We start from the raw sequence: 15,794 nt of genomic DNA, 5'->3' as shown, positions 1-15,794 counted from the left end.
CCGTCACGTCAAAACGCGCCACGTCCTCGAGTTCTACCAGAGACACTGGCCCGAAACTGAGTCACTCCAAGATCCGAACCTTGAACAGCTCCTAGTGGAGGCCGCCGCCCTGCAGGCCATTCTCGACGCCGCCGGCATCGACGTCCGCTCGCTGCTCGACCTCGCCACCCCCCGCCACCTGAGCGATCTGTCCTCCCGATCCCCGGCCGCGCAGCACGCCCTGCTGCGCAACGCCGCAGCCTGCCTCGACGAGCCCCCGTCGCCCCGGAGCGCAGCCGCCCGCACCCGCACCCAGACCTTCCTCCACACCCCGGTCGCGGCCCTGACCCCAACGCCGCCACCGAGCACCTTCCGCACCACCGCGCCCGGGCGCTGACCCGCCGGGCCCCTGCCAGAAAGACCCGGTTGCCCACCGATCACGCCCTCGTCCGCCCGCTCCACCTCGCCGGCCGCGGCGCCAGCGACGTCACGACCACCCTCACCACCCACTTCGGGTGGGTCGGCGACGACCTACTGCTCGCCAGCCCCGACGGCCACGTGCACCTGGCCCGGCGCCCGGACCCGGACCGGTGGGAACTCACCGTCCCCAGCCCCCACTCGCCGCGCGCCCGCTGGAGCGCAACCTTCGACGACCGCGCCCCGGCCGAGATCGCCACCTCCGTCCTGCACACCCTGGCCCACGGCCTGGAGCACTGGCCGCAGCAACTCCTCCACCCCCTCCCCGGCCACGACGCCGCACTCGCCGTCCTCAGCGAGGGCGGCTGGGCCCACCAACAGCGCGACGGCCACGACGTCCTCCTCGCACCCGACCGCCGCGCTGCGCTCACCCGACCGATCGGATCCGACGACGCCCCCACCGTCCTCACCGGCGCCGCCGAAGAGGGCACCTGGAGCACCGTCTTCAGCGCCCGCACCCCCGCCGTCCTTCTCCAGAGCGCCGCCGTGACCCTGCTGCGCCCAGCCCTTCGCCCGATCGCCGATCTGCCCTCCGCCCACCGGGAGTTCATCAGCATCGAGGCGGTCGCGCCGCTGTCGGCGCAGCGGGTCCGGGTCTCGCCCCGCCACCTGGCCGGTGCCGACCCGGGCCCGGTGCCGCTGCCTGGCGGCTCGGCCCTGTGGCACCGCACCCGCCCGGAGCGGGTCGAAAGCTCCTGCCGACGTGTGCTCGTCGAGGCCGTGCAGGACCGGAGGCTGCAGGTGACCGCAGGACCATGGCCGGAGGGGCCCGGATCCCGGCTGGCATGGACCGCCGAGTTCACCGGCGTCGTGCCGTCCGAGATCACCCGCGCCTGGCTGGACAGCCTGACCGGCTCGCTGGCCGCCGACATCGACCTCGGCACCGATGCCACGCTCATCCCCGGGCCCGGTATGAGCGTCGGAGACGCCGTCGAGCCGCTGACCGACGCCGGATGGATCGTTCACACCGACGACGCCGACCTGCACCTGGTGTCGCCCGACGGATACGCCACCGCCCGCCTCACCCACGGCCTCCTCGCCCCCGGGACCGCGAAGGCCGACGCCTTCGCGCACACCTCCCACTGGGGCGCGACCATCGACGTCACCGGAGCACCTGGGCAGCGCTGGCGCGCCGCCATGACCTCCCTCACCCCTCTCCATCTCGTCCGCGCCCTCGCGGAGGCGGTCACCGACCCGGCCCCGGTCACGCGCCGCCCCGACCACGTTCCGGCCCAGCACCTTGACGCCCTACGGATGGAGGCGGCCGACATTGCGCTGTCACCGGCCGCCCAGGCCTCACGCAGCCGCCGCACCCGCCCCTTCTCCACCCGGACCGCCGCCGCGAGCGCCGCCGCACCGCCCACGCCCGCCCACGCGTCCGCACCGGCTCCCGGCAGATGAACCAGCCCAGCCGCCCAGCCTCCGGAGGCCTTGCCCCCAGCCCCGGCACCCAAGCCGGCGCCGTCGCGCGATCCAGCCCCATGGCCGCGCCGGCGCGCGCGCACCGTGCCGCACGATAGCCAGCTCCTGGCCGAGTGAGCAGCGGCGACGCGAGAACTTCCCACCGCCCCGCCGACCCCGCACCCGCCGACACGGAGACCCCGATGAACAACGATGGTCGGCCCCGCCCCCAGCTGGTGGCCGTCACACCCCGCTACCTCGCGGGAGGGCCGGCGGACTACCGCGGAGAGCTGCACCACCTCGCGCGGGAACACGGATGGAGCGTCGCGGCAGCGGTGCACCGGCACGGTGACCGGGCGACGAGCCCCTGCCACCGGGCGAAGGTCTACGAAGCCCGCCTGTCCACCCGCGGCCCGGCGCTGAGCATCGACGTCCAGGACACCGAGGAACGGCCGCTGTGGCACGCGGCCATCACCCGCCACACCCCCGGAGAAGTCGTCCGACCCGCCCTCACCGCGCTGGCCCAAGCCCTGCGCGACGACCCGCCCGGCGACCGCAACCCACGGGCGATTGCAGCCCCTCCCGACCTCGCATCCTGGAGCCCCGCGCCCGGCTGGCTGTCCTTCCGCGACAACGACGGCATCCTCGTCCACCAGGCACCCGACGCCCTCGCCACCCTCGTCGTACGCGAGCCCGCCGACCCAGCGCCCAGCGCGCATCCCCCGGGCACCGTCTACGCCTTCACCGGCGGCCCCCAGGACAGCCGCCACAGCTGGAGCGCGGAATTCTCGTCCACCACACCGCCGGCGATCATCGCCGCGATGTACCGGGCCCTCGCCGATCCCGAACCTCTGGTCCGCCGCCCCATCGAGGTCCCGCCGCACCACTGGCCTCACGCCACCATCACCACCCTCACACCCCCGATGCCAGCCCGCTTCGCCGCCGCACACCTGCGCAGCACCGCCATTGCGCCCCACCCGGTCCCGGCCGCCGAGTTGGCCCAAACCCCGGCCGCCGCCCGCCGCCGGACCCGCTGACCACGAAGGACACCCGCCATCCCCAGCATGTACAGGGCCATCCAGGCCGCCGTGGCCCTCGCCGTCGTCGAGGAAGCCGCCCGCGGCATCCAACAGGCCATGGACGCCTGGGACACCGTCAACGACAGCTTCTGCGACGAGAGCGGCAACGTCGTCGACACCGACGGCTGGAGCACTCGCGTCGTCGAACGCGACCTCGCCGCCTGGGACCACTTCACGCAGATCCTCAGGTACGGGGCCGCTTTCCTCTTCGCCACGCGGCTCCCGCTCAATACCGATCCGCAGAACACCCGCCTGCGGCACCGCCGCCAAGAACTCAGCCGTGCATACACCTCCGCCCACGGAACCATCCGCGACATCACCAACACCAGCGACCCCCTCCACCCCCGCAGGCGTGAGGAGATGGCAGTGGAGGTCTGGCACGAGATGACGGTGTGGGCCGAGCACGCCCCCGCCGTGATCGAGGCCCACCGTCGAGCCAGCGCCGCACGTGCCCACGCGAAGGACACCGTCAAGGCGCGAGGAACCGCCCCCCTGCCACCGGCCGCCGCCCCGCAACGGCCAGCTCTCCCGCCGACCCGCCCCTCCAGGAGAACGCCCTGACCCTATCCACCCCCGGCACCGACTCGCCCCACCATCCGGCCAACACCGCGCGCGAGTACTTCGTCTCCCCCCGCCACCTCGTCCCCGGCGAAGGCATGCCCCACGTCGCCATCAGCCGGCTCGCCAACGCCCGTTGGCTCATGGGCGACGACCCGGTGGCCAACGTGTACTTGGCCTCACCGGACCTGCGGATCCGGTTCGGCTTCCTCCCGGAAACCCCCGGGCCCTTGTGGAAGGCAGTGGCCTCCCGCAATCCCTTCCACGGAACACCGGCCTGGCTCATCACCATGGACGACAACACCCCTGCCGAGATCGTCGCCGACTTCGCCACCGACCTCGTCGCCGCCCACGCCGAGGGCCCCGAGCACTACCTCACCGACACCTACCCGACCGACCTCGACGACACCCTTGCCGCAGCGGGCTGGCGCACCGTCCAGGACGAGCGGCTTGCCCACCCCCTGTGGCAGTCACCCGACGGCTACGCCGAGGTCCACCACCTCCCGGACGACCTGGACCCGGACGCCGAACTGGCCGGCACCAAGGCCCGCTGGGTGATCACCGGAGGGACCGACGACGAACGCTGGTGGATCACCGCGTCCTCGGCAACGCCGACCCGCCTGGTGTCCTCCCTGTACAGCGCCGTCGTCAACCCGGCCCCCGTCCGCCGCTATGGCGCCGACCTGCGCACCCTGCCCGCGCAGGCCACCGTCAACCCGGTTGCCCCGGTCCGCGGCAGCAGCCGTGCCCTGGCCGCCCACGCCGGAAGCGCCCTCATCCGCTCGGTCCACCCTGCCACCGGACCGGCCCCGGCAGCACCGGTCAACCTCGGCGGCGACGTCCGCGCCGCCCTCTCGCGTCGGTGAGCGCCGTCCCGGGCGATACCCTGCCTCGAACCGCTCACGAAGCCGTCCTCGCCGCCGCCACCGACCCCGATCACCTCCTCCCCGTCGCCGTCCACGGACGGACCCTGCAGTATCTGGCCGACCACGGACTCGCGTGGCTCCGACCGCTGTCCAGCGGCCACCGCTTCACCTACGACCAGGCCCACGCCGTCACCGTCCACATCACCGAGAGCGGCCGCCAGTACGCCCTCCGTCACGGCGCCGCCGCACCGCGACGGCGAGCGGTCATCGTGGCCTGCGGCTCCCGCAAGGCCACCGCCGACCCGCAGACATGGCTGCCGGCCGGGAAGCTCTACACCGGCAGCTACCACCGCGCACTGCGCCGCGCCGCCGACGCCCTGACCGGCGACTGGGGCACCGTCCTCATCCTCTCCGCCAAGCATGGCCTGGTACGCCCCGACCGCCTGCTCGGCCCCTACGACATGGCCATCACCGACACCGGGGCCGTCACCAGCGAGACCCTGCGACGGCACGCCGAGGCATTCGACCTCCCCAACGCCGAGGTGGTCTTCCTCGGCGGAGCGGGCTACGCGGACGTGCTGCGCCCGGCAGTGCCGCACAGCGTGCTACCGCTGGCCGGAACGCGCGGCATCGGCGAACAGCTGAGGCTGCTCAGGGAGTACTACGACCCGGCGCACGCGGACCTACGGGCGGCATGCTGGGAACAGGCCGAGGCCTGGGCGGACCGCACGACACCACGGCGCTCGCCGGCCGTCGCCGCGGCCAGGACCATCGGACGCCCGACGGCGCCGACCGCCGCAGGGGCAGGCACCAGGCCCGCAGCCCCTCGTGCCGAAGGCCCCGCACGACGCCGATCCTGACCCCGCCGGCGGGTCGGCGTTCCGCAGGACCTCGGCGATCAGACGTACCGCTGCGGGCCGTTTCCGGCTCTCGTGAGGGTCGTTGGACAGCTCGACGGGCGGCGTGCTGCCAACACCCCCGGGCATGCGCCGCCCGACACCGTCCCGCTCGGCCGGACCTTCGTGCCCCTGCCGGTGAGCCCTGAGCCCACCGGCAGGGGCTTTCGTGTTCGGGACGGCGATGTTCGCCTGCGGCAGACAGGATCAACTACGCGAATAGGGCACAGCCAAGCAAACATGGACGCCTCCCACGAAGAGAGGCGACCAACATGACCGTGGCGATCACCGCCCCCACCGTCCCCGGGCTCAAAGCGGGCGCCGTCGTCGAGCACCGGAGCTGGCTCGTGGGCCCCGGAAGCCCGTACGCGATCACCGAGTTCCTGGCCGCCCGCAGCTGGAGCTGGGTCATCGACCCGCGCGGCACCCTGCACGCCGCCAGCCCTGCGGCTGATGCCTTTACTTGACACATAGCGCCGATATTTGTCACCAAGATCGGGATGTCTATGGCATGCCTGATGAGCCGTGACACGGCAGTTGGAACCTGGCCACCAGGACTGGAATCATCATTGATGACGCTCTCCGAATGCCAATACAGCCTCTAGTTGGCACAAACCAGCAGTTATTGGCACCACCTTCGCCCGCCACCTGCCGGGTTCGTGACGTACTTGCAGGCGGTCGGACAGCACCGGCCGCAGGGCACCACCGACTACACCACCCAGTCGGACGCCAACGAGACCGCCAACGCGGCCAACTACAAGCTCTCGGGATTCGCTGCGCCGCCCACCAGCGGCACGGCGGCGCGCGGATTGTCGACGAGGCCCACGCGATGGGCAAGCTCGCCGGACGCATTGACGCATCGGCAGGAAGCCTGGAGAGTCAGCCCCACCGCGTGAGCGGCGGGGGTGGACCCCGCCGCCTCCACTACGGTCCATCGTGCACAAAGGGTGCCCAGACTGTCGGGTCGGTCAAGTGGTTGGTACGGAGGGTGGCCACCGCTCGGTGCAGAGCCGCAGCCGTACCGGTGGCGTCGAGGCCGGCCGAGCCGGCGAGGTGCCGGTATAGCTCGGCGGCCACCACCGGCGCAGCCCGATCGTGGACGCTCCCCAGTGTCGCCACCACGTGCCGGAATCCGGCCATCCGAAAGGCACCGGCCGGATGGATGGCCTCGTCCAGGAGCTGCCCGCCGCTGACCCGGGTGTGGCAGGCCGACAGGAAGGCCAGCTCGGCTCCCTCCAGTCTGAGCTCGGCGATGTCCATGACGCTCAGCTCGCCATCCCGCAGGGACAGACCGGCCAAGGACGGCGAGGTCGGGTCGAGCACGCCGTGGCACGCGAAATGCGCCCACCCGTGGCCGGGCAGTTGCTGCCGTACGGTCGTAGTGGTGGCGGCCCCGTCGAGCAGCACGGTCAACCGCGCGCCGTCGAGCACCTTGGTCAAGGCCCGAACCTCGTCCGCCACCCCGGGCAGGACGGCGTGACCCCGGCCGGTGTCGGTGACCGCAACTGCCAGCACCTTGGCTCCGGCCGCCTTCGGCCGCTTTCGGCTCTCAACGAGTGAGGCCAGCGTGGTCGTGTACGAGGACACGGTCAGGAACGGCAGGCCGACTGGCTCGGTAGGGTCGGCCGCATTGCGCGGGTAGCGGCCCGCCGCGTGCAGGGGCACGTTGGTCAGCGAGGCGGTGGGGCACCACCAGATCCGGGGTGGCGTCCCGGAGCCGTCCGCCTCTCCCAGATGTTCGAGGACCGGGGAGGCGATGTGCTCCCACAGCCACTCCAGGGTGTCGTGTGTGGTGTGCCGGCTCCGTTCCCTGGTCAGGCCGGTGGCGTCGGGGCCGACGGCATTCTCGCGGTGCTGCACGTAGGTATTGGCGACCCGGTCCATCTCCCGCATCTCCACACCATTCAGGGGTACGACCTTGAGCCGTCCCTCCGGCAGCAGGATGATCGCGTCGCAGCGGATGCTGCTGATGTTGACGATGATCACCGGTCCGTCGGCCGCCGCAGGGGCGAGGGCCTCGAAGCGGGGCGGGGCGAGGAAGTCCTCGAGCCCGGGCAGAGCCCGCACCTCCGCCAGCCGCCGGGCCCATCGGGTCATCAGGCGCAGCCGGGCTTCTGGGTCGAGCTCCACCGCGCCTGCCGGCGACGTGCCGTCGGCGAGCGCCGAGCGGATCTGCTCCAGCGCGGCTGCCAGTTCCGGTGCCCGTGCCGACAGGGCGGCGAGGTCGCCACGCAACTGCAGGGCGGCATGCCACAACACCGACCGGCCCTGCTCCAGCAGCTCGACGGCGAGTTCGGGCCGGCCGGTCTCGATCGCCAGGGCCGCCGCCTCGCGGGGCATCGCCGCCCCGCCGCGCAGGCTTCGCTCCTGGTCGTCCCGGTCGAGGCCCATCCACCCGAACTCCTGCATCAGGCGGACCGCGGCGGTGGAGGCTGCCAGGGCCTCCACCGCGTCCCCTGCCTCCCATGCCTCCCCCGCCCAGAACCTGGCGGCGAGGAGTCGGTCCTGCGGGGAGGAGCCCGGAGCGTTCGCCGCCGTACGCAGTGAGTCCAGCGCCCCCGCCCGATCGGTCTCCGGGCCGCCGAGCCGATGGCGCGCCAGCAGCGCCGCCGCCCGGTCGAACATCACCTGGGAGAAGGCGATGTGCCCGGCGCTACAGGCCTCGGCGGCCGTTGTGAACGCGTCGACCGCCTCCGAGCTCGCTGCGTAGGCGTCGACCGGGCTCGGGCCGCCGGGCTCCCCGTCGCTCCTGGGCTCCTCCTCGGCGACGTTCAGCAGCACGCGGCCCAGCGTGCGGTGCGAGTCCAAGTGGGACAGGGCGTCGTTCGCGGCGGCGGTCGCCTCCCGGGCCGCCGTGACAGCCGCCGTCCGGTCACCAGCCGCGTCGAGCAGCACTGCCAGACGGGCCAGCAGCATGGAACGGCCCGCGTGGTCGGCCGGTGCCGCGTCCAGCGCGCGGCGGACCACCTCGGCCGCCTCGGGGCCCTCGGCGGCGAACGCCGAGCTGATCAAAGTTTCCAGGTGGTGCTCGGGGGCCGCCCCCGGTCCCTGGCTCACCCGCTCCGCCTGCTCTCGCGCTGCCCGGCGGTCGGCCTCCCGTCCGGTCAGACTGGCCCGGGCGCGCAGGGCGGACGCGAGGTTGGTGGCGGCGCGCACGGCGTGCCGTGGGTCGTCGCCGGTACGGGCCGCGCTCAGGGTCGCGATCGCTTCGTTCAGATCGTCCAGTGAACCTCGTTGGGTCCCGCGCACCACCAGCGCCGCCCCCAGGTTGTTGAGTGCCAGGGCGTCGCCGGGGGGCGCGAGCGCGACCGCCTGCTCGCCGAACGCGACGGCGTCGTCCAGTCCCGTGTCCGCGTTGGCCCGTTCGGCAAGCTTGGACAGGGCCCCACAGAGACTCGCGGCGAGGGCCATCCGCGCGTGCGGGTCCCCGCTGGGATACGTCAGCAGCGGGCGCCCGATGTTCTCCACCGCCCACTCCAGGGGGCCAGGGTCCGAATCGAGTTCGAGCTGCCGGTTCAGGGTGGCGATCAGGGCTTGTGCGGCCAGCGGCCGCTGCGGGTCGTCGGCCGCGGTGGCCTTGAACGCGGCTACTGCCATGTCGATCGTCTCCTCGAGGTCGGCGCTGCGTCCGTAGAGGTCGTACCGCTCGCGGAGCAGGTCGCGAAGGGCCGACAGCATCTCCGCCCGGAGCGGATCGCGTTTGGTCACCACCTTCACCGCCTCCCGGGCCAGGGTGACCGCTCGGACCAGTGAGGCGTCGTTTCTGGTCAGGGTGAAGACGCGGTATGCGGCCTCGGCGTCCCGATGGAGTGCGCGCGCCGCAGCCTTGCGCCTTGTCGGCCGCCAGGCGGAGAGCCGCGACGGCCCCCGCGTCGGCTGCGGGCGCTGGGAGGTGGCGAGGGCCGTGCGCACATTGCCGGCGGCCTGCGGGTGGCCCATCGCCTCCGCCGTCCGGAACCAGTCGAGCGCCTTCGGGTCTCCAGCGTTGTAGAGCAGCACCCCAAGGTTGTTGGCGGCCTCCGGATGCCCTCCGAGGTGAGCCCACGTGTAGTACCTGCGCGCCGACTCGAAGTCGCCCCGGCGCTCCGCCAGCAGCCCGCAGTTGTACATCCCCCCGGGGTCACCGAGGCTCGCCGCCTCTCGAAAGAGCTCCTCGGCCTCGGTGGTGCGCCCGTACCGCTCCAGCCGCACCCCCTCGGCCACCAGGTCGAACGCGCGCCGCCCCGACTGCACCGCTGAGGAGTCCGGGTCGGACTCGTTGTCCGACCCGGTCGCCAGGCCGTGCTCATCGTCCTTGCCGTCATCGTGCGCCAACATCTGCCGCCCCCAATCGCAGAAAATTGGTCAGAGCCTATGCCAGGCTAGGGCGTTGATCTCTAGGGTGAGGGCATGTCCGACGAAGCTGACGTCAGTTACTCCGCCACCACCGATTTCCGCTGGACCGAGCGGGCCTTCGCGCTCCTCGGCTCACAGGAGCTCACGGTCACCCCGCACGAGGCGGGCGGCGCGCGATGCTTCGTGGTGGCCGGCCGATGCCCGCGCTGCGACCATCACCTCGTCGACCGGCAGGTCACCGCGGCGCTCACCGGCCTGTCCGGTGCCAGCCGGGGCGAGGGCGCCGAGGCAGTTGCTGTGGTCTCCCTGGACGTCACGTGCAGTTGCGGGTCCGCGCATCAGGACGCGCCCCAGGGTGCGACCGGATGCGGCGTCAGCTTCCGGATAGAGGTAGAGGCGGCCTCAGAGTGATCCTCCGTCCCCGGCTGCCACAGCGGCCGCCCAGCGAAACCGACCTGGCTGAGCGCGACCGCTTCCACGCCCTGGTACACGACTCGCTCCCGAACGTCCGCGCCAGCGCGGAGGTTTGGCGCAACGGCCTCGCCGCCTTCATCACCCTCGTCGGCGCGGCGATCGTCGTGAAGGGCCGCACCACCGCAGCCGACCTGCCCACCAGCTGGCGGCTCGCGGTCACCCTGCTGATCGGCGGTGGGCTCGCCCTCGCCGTGACCGGACTCTGGCACGCCCTGGCCGCCCAGGCCGGCTCCCGCCCACTCTCGGTCACCCTGGCCGACATCCACCGCGAGTACGGCTCGGTGGACGCCTTCCACCTCGCCACCGCAATACGGTCCGCCCACCGACTCACCCTCGCTCGACGGGCCGTGGCGCTCGCTCTGACCTGTATGTTCGCCGGCACCGCCCTCACTTGGTGGGCACCAGGCGAAGCCCCAGTCGCGCTGCGCGTCACCTACGGCACGGGCACCGGCACCGCCTGCGGCACCGTTCTCTCGACGGACGGCGGCATGCTCCGCCTCACCGTCCCAGGGCAGGTCGCACCAGCCGTCGTTCCGCTAGCGGACGTCACCTCGATCTCCCCGGTCTCCAGCTGCGGCTGACGCGGCGGGCCACGGCCCCTCCGCCGTCCATGCTGACGTCGAGGACGAGAACACTGCCGAGTTCACCGTGCGCCACATGGCATGGGACCGCCTCGGACACCTGGGGCAGCGCGGACCCGAGCACGCCCTGCCCTGCCTCTCCAGGTCGCGTCCTCCTCGTTCGCCGTCACCTTGTCGGTCAGTCCACGTGCTGTCCCTGGTCGATGCGGGCGGCGAGTCGGGCGGCGTAGGTCTCCAACCGGGCGCGCAGGACAACGCGCACGGTGGCTGTCTGGTTGGCCGGGGTGTACGCCTGGGTGATGTTGTCGATGAGCCTGGTGGTGTCGGCTCCCGAGCGCCGCATCCCGGTCAGGACGGGGCTGTGCGTGTACTCGGCCTGGGTGATCTCTGTCCAGACCAGCACCGTGGCCGCGAGCTGCCCGTCCTGACCGGCCATCCGTGAGAACCGTGGGCTCAGGTCGTCGAACAGCGCGGCCCAGTGGACGGCGGGCACCTGCCAGTCGACGAGCGCGAAGCGGCGGCGCTCGTAGTCGGTCCGGGCATGGTCGTCGTCCAGGCTGCGGGCGATGTTCTCGACCCGCGTCTCGAAGTCGGCCCACAGGCCGCCGCCCGCCATCTGGGGGCGGAGCTTGTTCATCGTGCTCACGGCCTTCTCGGCCGGGAAGCCTAGCCGGCGGGCGCACTGGGGGTAGGACCCGCCGACGGCCATCTCGGCGAGCTTGAGGCTGGCGGCCCTGCGCAGGTGCCGCACGGTGTAGCCGGTCGGGCAGTCCAAGCGGTCGGCGAAACCGGCGAAGTGCTCGTCGTACCAGTGCCGGGGCAGGAAGGGCGGGACGTGCTCGATGCCGAAACGGCAATCCCGGGAGGCGACACGCACATTCGCCTTCTCGGTGCGGCCAGCGGCGTGGAAGCCGTGGACCTGGCGGACGAGAGCGCGGGCGAGAGCCGGTGAGAGGCTCTGGCGCCGCAGCGTGGTGTACGGGCCGGGGTGGCGGACGAAAGCGGCCTGGGCCAGCGGCTGGATCTTCTCCCGCGGGCGGGCCTGGCTGTCAGTACCGAGGAGTATCCGGGCGGCCAGAAGGAGGGCTCCGCACTGGCCGGCCTCGGCCGGCGCGGACCAGAGAGCGGGCAGGTTGAGGTGGGGGTTGCCGTCGGCGTGTCGGGCCCGGGCCTGGCGGTGGACGGCACTCACGTGGTCGTCGATCAAATCGGTCAGCGGTTCGGGCAGGGTGAGGATGCCCTCCGGCAGGGGCCAGCTCAGTTTGATCAACTGGCTGACGGCACGCAGGTCGGGGAAGAACCAGGGGTCGTGGGGTTCGGCGCCGTTCAGCCGCTCGAGGAGCTGCTGCTGCAGGTCCACCAGGTGGTTCAGGGCCTCGGCGGTCAGCCGCGCGTCGTGGCCGCGGCCGGGGTCCTCGTCCAGGCGGGCACCGCACGGACGCCAGCGCACCGACGGTCCACCTGGCGCGTCCGGTCCGTCGGCGCGGCAGGCGAGCGGGTGGATTCCTGCCGCGCCTGGGCGGTGGACGAGAGTGGCGCGACGGCGGTGAATGGGGTTGGACGGTGCTCCGCACTGCCAGCACAGGTGCTTCAGAAGGGTGCCGTGGTCGGGGCACGCGAAGACGACGGGCAGGTGCCAGGTGCTCTTCCAAGCTCCGCCGAGGGCGCGCTGGATCGGGCTGGCATTCCCGGCGAGGCAGGCAGGGCAGTGCCGGGTGGAGAGGGTGAACGCCCAGGCGCTCGCGAAGTAGACGGCCGCGCGGTTGCGGAAGGTGGTGGAGAGCGGCGGGTAGGAGTCCTCGAAGCGCCTGAGCCCCAGAGCGGCGACCTCGGCGGCATCGAGGCGGACGGCGGTGGCGAACGCGGCGGCCGGCTCGGGGGCGAATCCGAGGAGATAGTCGGCGCTCAGCCGGTCGGTCTTCTGCGGGCCGAGCCCCGCCAGTTCGGCGAGGCGGACCGGGGAGCGGTGGAGGCGGAAGGACAGCCGCAGCAAGTAGCCGGCCACGGACTCCTCCGGCAGCGGGGCCAGGCTGCGGGCCAGCGGCCGGAGGGTCATGGGGTCGTCCCCTGGTCGTGGTCCGGCGCTCCGCTGTCGCACCAGGCGGCTGTCTGCTGCGCGTAGGCGGCCAGTCGGGGCAGGAGGCGGGCCTTGTCGCCTCGGCGGGCGTCCGTGAGGGAGGGCAGGTCGCGGACGAGGTCCGGGCCGCCCGGCAGCCGCCGTCCGAAGCCGCGGTCGCGGACCAGTGGACTGAACAGGTAGTCGCCCTCAGTGACCTGAGTCCACACCAGGACCGACGCGCAGGTCCGCAGCCCGGGAGTTGCGTCGAGGGCGGGCAGGCCGTCGGTGAGGTGCGCCCAGTGGGCCGGCGGGATGGTCCAGTTCTCGAGCGCCGTTCGGCGGCGCTGGTAGTCGATGCGGTCTTCCTGAGCGTCGAGTTCGGCGGCGATCGCGTCGAGCCCGAGGAGGAACTGCTGCCATGCGTTCTCGCCGTCCGTCCGCAACCGGAGCTGCTGAAGGCCGGAGAGAGCGTGACCGCGCGGGATACCGAGCAGGCGGGCGCCGTCGGCGGAGGTGCCGCCGCCGGTCATCTCGGCGAGCTTGAGGGTGGCGGCCCGCCGCACGAGGCGTGCGTTGTTGCGGCTGGCGACGGTGAGGCGGGTGGTGAAGTGAGCCAGGTGCCGCTCGTAGGCGGCGGCCGGCAGGAGCTGGGGAATCTCCTGGGCGGTGAAGCGGCAGGTGCGCGTCGGTACACGCAGGGCTGCGGACGTGCCGGCTCCGGCTGTGGCGTGGAAGCCGCCCCGTTGGACGGCAAGGGCACGGGCGAGTGGCAGGGAGAACTGTCCACGCCGGATGACGCCGACGAAGCGGGTGCGGTCGCGCTCGACGGCGCGGCGGGCCAGGGTCTGGACGGCTTCGCGGGTGCCGGCCGGATCCGGGTGGGTGACCAGGCGCTCGCTCATGGCGAGCAGGCTCGCGCAGGCGGCGGCTGCTGGCGGCGGTCCGATGACGATGCGGCCGTTGTCCCCGTGGGGGCGGTCGGCGGTGCGGCGGCGTATGGCATGGATGTGCTCGTCGAGGGCGTCGATCGCCACCGCGGGCAGGCTGAGGTCGTGGATGGCGGCCGGCCACGAGATGGTGATCAGCTGGCTGACGGCGATCAGGTCCGGGAAGAACAGTGGCTCTTCGGCAGCCGGTGAGGCAAGTCGCGCCAGCAGCCTGCTCTGGAGATCGAGCAGGGTGCCGAGGCCGGCGTCCGGTATCACGCGGGTGCTGGCAGCTGTCGCGGTCAGGTCGGTACCGCAGGCGGGCCTGGGTTTGCGTGTGCCGGCGTCGAGGGCGTGGTTGCGGCACTGGCCGGGGTGCAGTGCGTTACCGGCCGGGTGCAGGATCAGGGCTGCCCGGCCCTGGACGGACACGTTGAGGGGGCGGCGGCAGCTCGGGCAGAGGTGGTCGAGCAGGCACCGGTGGCGGGTGCAGGCGAAGACGACCGGTAGATGCCACGGCAGGCGCCAGGGGCCGCCGTGCGCATTCTGGACCGCAGAGCCGTCTCCTGCCAGGCACTGGGGGCAGAAGCGGCTGGCGGCGGTGAACGCCCACACGTGGGAGCCGAACCGGCCGTCCTCCCGTTCCCCGGTGTCCGTGATCGGCGGGTATGCCATCTGGAGTGGTCGCAGGCCGAGTGCTTGGACCTCGCTGGGGGCCAGGCGGGTCGTGGCGGCGAAGCGGGCCGCGGACTCCGGCCGTAGGGCCACCAGCAGGTGCGCGGGCAGCTTGACCGTGTGGCCGAGCCGGTAGGGGGCGATGCCCGTGAGCACGGCGATCCGGGCCGGTGAACGGTTCAGCCGGTGGGCGAGCCGCAGCAAGAAGCCCGGCAGTGACTCTTCGGCCAGCGGGGCGAGGCTGCGGGCCAGCTGGCCAGGGGTGCCGGTCAACCCACCGCCCCCGTGGGGCCGTCGTCGTCGAAGACGGTGTTGCGGCCCGGCCGCTTCTTCTTCGGCACCTGCGGGATCTCGGGCTGTTCGCCGGAGTCGGCGTCGAGGTCGGGCAGGTCGGTGGGGCTGACCGCGCACCGCTGCAGGAGGTCGACCGTCAGGTGCTCGGCCCGGGTCTCGATGGCGTGGCGGCAGCCGGTCTGGATCAGCTTCTCCAGCAGGCCGACCACGCCGTTGGTGCGCCGGAACAGGTACTCGGGCATGCCGCCGGTGGTGAGCATGCCGTCGGTGTCGTTCAGCAGCCGAAGACAGCCCTCCAGGCCCCGCAGGTGGGCGGTCCAGGCTTCGATCTGGGCGGGAGTGTCGTAGCTGAACGCATCGAGGTCGATCAGCTCGAAGCGGCGTTCGTGCTGGGTCGCGGCGTCGGCGTTGGGGCTGCGGCTGCGGTCCTTGACCGGCGGGAAGACCCACTGCCGGGTGGCAGGGTCGCGCCGGCCGTCCCGCAGCAGGCCGGAGGTGGGGATGCCGACACCGACCAGGATCAAGGTGACCGGCATGCTCATCATCTCGCGGATCAGGTCCAGCACGTCCTGGTCCGCCTCGCGGTGGAGCTTGAGCCTCGTAATGTCGTCGATCACCAGCGCCTTGGTGGCATGGTCGGCGATCGCGGCGCTCACCGTGCGGACCAGGTCCTCCAGGCGCATCCCCTTGTAGTCCTCGCCGTAGAAGTCCAGGATGCGCTGGCAGGTGGAGATCGGCGTGGCCTTAACCGGGCAGCGCACGTACGCCACCGGAGCGAACAGGTCGCGGGTACCGGGCATCGCGTCCCGGTTGACCTGATGGTTCAGGGTCAGCCACTCGTCCTCGAAGGCAGCGACCGCCTCGCACACGGTCTCGGTCTTGCCCTGGGCGCCGCCGCCGTTGACCATCACCCCGGTGCGTGTGCCCGCTTTGTGACTGAACGCGCCGTCCTCGATCCGCGTGCGCACCAGCCAGGCGACGGCCTCGCTCATCGGGGTGGCCTGGACCGGCAGGCTGCTGTGGGTGGCCAAGCGGTGCAGGTCGTAGATGCGGCGCTGACGTGGGCTCAACCGCTTGTACTCCTCGCCCGACATCACCGGTGCCGGGATGAAGCTCGCGCGCGTCGTCCGCCAGCGCCGCCAGCCATCGTGGCGGGTGCGGTCCAGCGTCGACCCGGGCAGAAACGTGGCCGCG

14 protein-coding genes are annotated in these 15,794 nt (G+C 72.5%); 10 read left to right on the top strand and 4 right to left on the bottom strand.

Going from position 1 to position 15,794, the window contains the following annotated elements:
* The 8 genes from ACFVVU_RS37470 to ACFVVU_RS37435 form a co-directional block, all read left to right on the top strand.
* Positions 1-376 (top strand): hypothetical protein (locus ACFVVU_RS37470; protein ID WP_387794258.1); only part of this gene is annotated, 376 nt, incomplete at its 5' end.
* A 29-nt stretch (positions 377-405) separates the two neighbouring features.
* Positions 406-1,857 (top strand): DUF317 domain-containing protein, encoded by a 1,452-nt coding sequence (locus ACFVVU_RS37465; protein ID WP_387794257.1) that lies wholly within the window; start codon positions 406-408, stop codon positions 1,855-1,857.
* A gap of 203 nt (positions 1,858-2,060) precedes the next feature.
* Complete coding sequence (locus tag ACFVVU_RS37460) at positions 2,061-2,894, top strand: DUF317 domain-containing protein (RefSeq protein ID WP_387794255.1); 834 nt, start codon at positions 2,061-2,063, stop codon at positions 2,892-2,894.
* A gap of 27 nt (positions 2,895-2,921) precedes the next feature.
* On the top strand, positions 2,922-3,497 hold the full coding sequence (locus ACFVVU_RS37455; RefSeq protein WP_387794253.1) for a hypothetical protein: 576 nt from the start codon (positions 2,922-2,924) through the stop codon (positions 3,495-3,497).
* 95 nt (positions 3,498-3,592) lie between these two features.
* The gene (locus ACFVVU_RS37450) at positions 3,593-4,360 is read left to right on the top strand and encodes a DUF317 domain-containing protein (protein ID WP_387794251.1); all 768 of its coding nucleotides are present in this window, start codon (positions 3,593-3,595) and stop codon (positions 4,358-4,360) included.
* Positions 4,357-5,220, top strand: a complete 864-nt coding sequence (locus ACFVVU_RS37445) for a DUF6884 domain-containing protein (RefSeq protein ID WP_387794250.1) — start codon at positions 4,357-4,359, stop codon at positions 5,218-5,220. The genes ACFVVU_RS37450 and ACFVVU_RS37445 overlap by 4 nt, the downstream gene beginning before the upstream one ends.
* 308 nt (positions 5,221-5,528) lie before the next feature.
* Entirely contained in the window at positions 5,529-5,723 is a 195-nt protein-coding gene (locus ACFVVU_RS37440) for a hypothetical protein (protein ID WP_387794248.1), read from the top strand.
* A 138-nt stretch (positions 5,724-5,861) separates the two neighbouring features.
* Positions 5,862-6,152 carry a hypothetical protein gene (locus ACFVVU_RS37435; protein WP_387794247.1) on the top strand — a complete coding sequence of 97 codons (291 nt, stop codon included), beginning with the start codon at positions 5,862-5,864 and terminating at the stop codon, positions 6,150-6,152.
* 28 nt (positions 6,153-6,180) lie between these two features.
* Here the strand turns inward: ACFVVU_RS37435 and ACFVVU_RS37430 are convergent, their stop codons facing one another.
* Positions 6,181-9,573, bottom strand: coding sequence for a CHAT domain-containing protein (locus ACFVVU_RS37430; RefSeq protein WP_387794245.1), 3,393 nt, complete (start codon positions 9,571-9,573; stop codon positions 6,181-6,183).
* 72 nt (positions 9,574-9,645) lie between these two features.
* On the opposite strand from ACFVVU_RS37430, the gene ACFVVU_RS37425 reads away from it, so the two are divergent.
* Together ACFVVU_RS37425 and ACFVVU_RS37420 are read left to right on the top strand one after the other, a co-directional pair.
* Complete coding sequence (locus tag ACFVVU_RS37425) at positions 9,646-10,002, top strand: hypothetical protein (RefSeq protein WP_387794243.1); 357 nt, start codon at positions 9,646-9,648, stop codon at positions 10,000-10,002.
* Positions 9,999-10,646, top strand: coding sequence for a hypothetical protein (locus tag ACFVVU_RS37420; protein ID WP_387794241.1), 648 nt, complete (start codon positions 9,999-10,001; stop codon positions 10,644-10,646). The genes ACFVVU_RS37425 and ACFVVU_RS37420 overlap by 4 nt, the downstream gene beginning before the upstream one ends.
* A gap of 178 nt (positions 10,647-10,824) precedes the next feature.
* On the opposite strand, the gene ACFVVU_RS37415 is transcribed toward ACFVVU_RS37420, so the two are convergent.
* From ACFVVU_RS37415 to ACFVVU_RS37405, 3 genes are read right to left on the bottom strand one after another with little or no spacing between them, the layout of a single operon-like run.
* On the bottom strand, positions 10,825-12,702 hold the full coding sequence (locus ACFVVU_RS37415) for a TniQ family protein (RefSeq protein ID WP_387794240.1): 1,878 nt from the start codon (positions 12,700-12,702) through the stop codon (positions 10,825-10,827).
* Positions 12,699-14,579 carry a TniQ family protein gene (locus ACFVVU_RS37410; protein WP_387794238.1) on the bottom strand — a complete coding sequence of 627 codons (1,881 nt, stop codon included), beginning with the start codon at positions 14,577-14,579 and terminating at the stop codon, positions 12,699-12,701. Before ACFVVU_RS37410 ends, ACFVVU_RS37415 begins: the two co-directional genes overlap by 4 nt.
* On the bottom strand, positions 14,576-15,670 hold the full coding sequence (locus ACFVVU_RS37405) for an AAA family ATPase (RefSeq protein WP_387794236.1): 1,095 nt from the start codon (positions 15,668-15,670) through the stop codon (positions 14,576-14,578). The genes ACFVVU_RS37410 and ACFVVU_RS37405 overlap by 4 nt, the downstream gene beginning before the upstream one ends.
* Positions 15,671-15,794 lie beyond the last annotated feature (124 nt).

Source organism: Kitasatospora sp. NPDC057965 (genome assembly GCF_042887135.1).
GTDB lineage: Bacteria > Actinomycetota > Actinomycetes > Streptomycetales > Streptomycetaceae > Kitasatospora.
The sequence above is the reverse complement of the archived record's forward strand: the minus strand, read 5'-3'. Positions and strand labels throughout refer to the sequence as shown.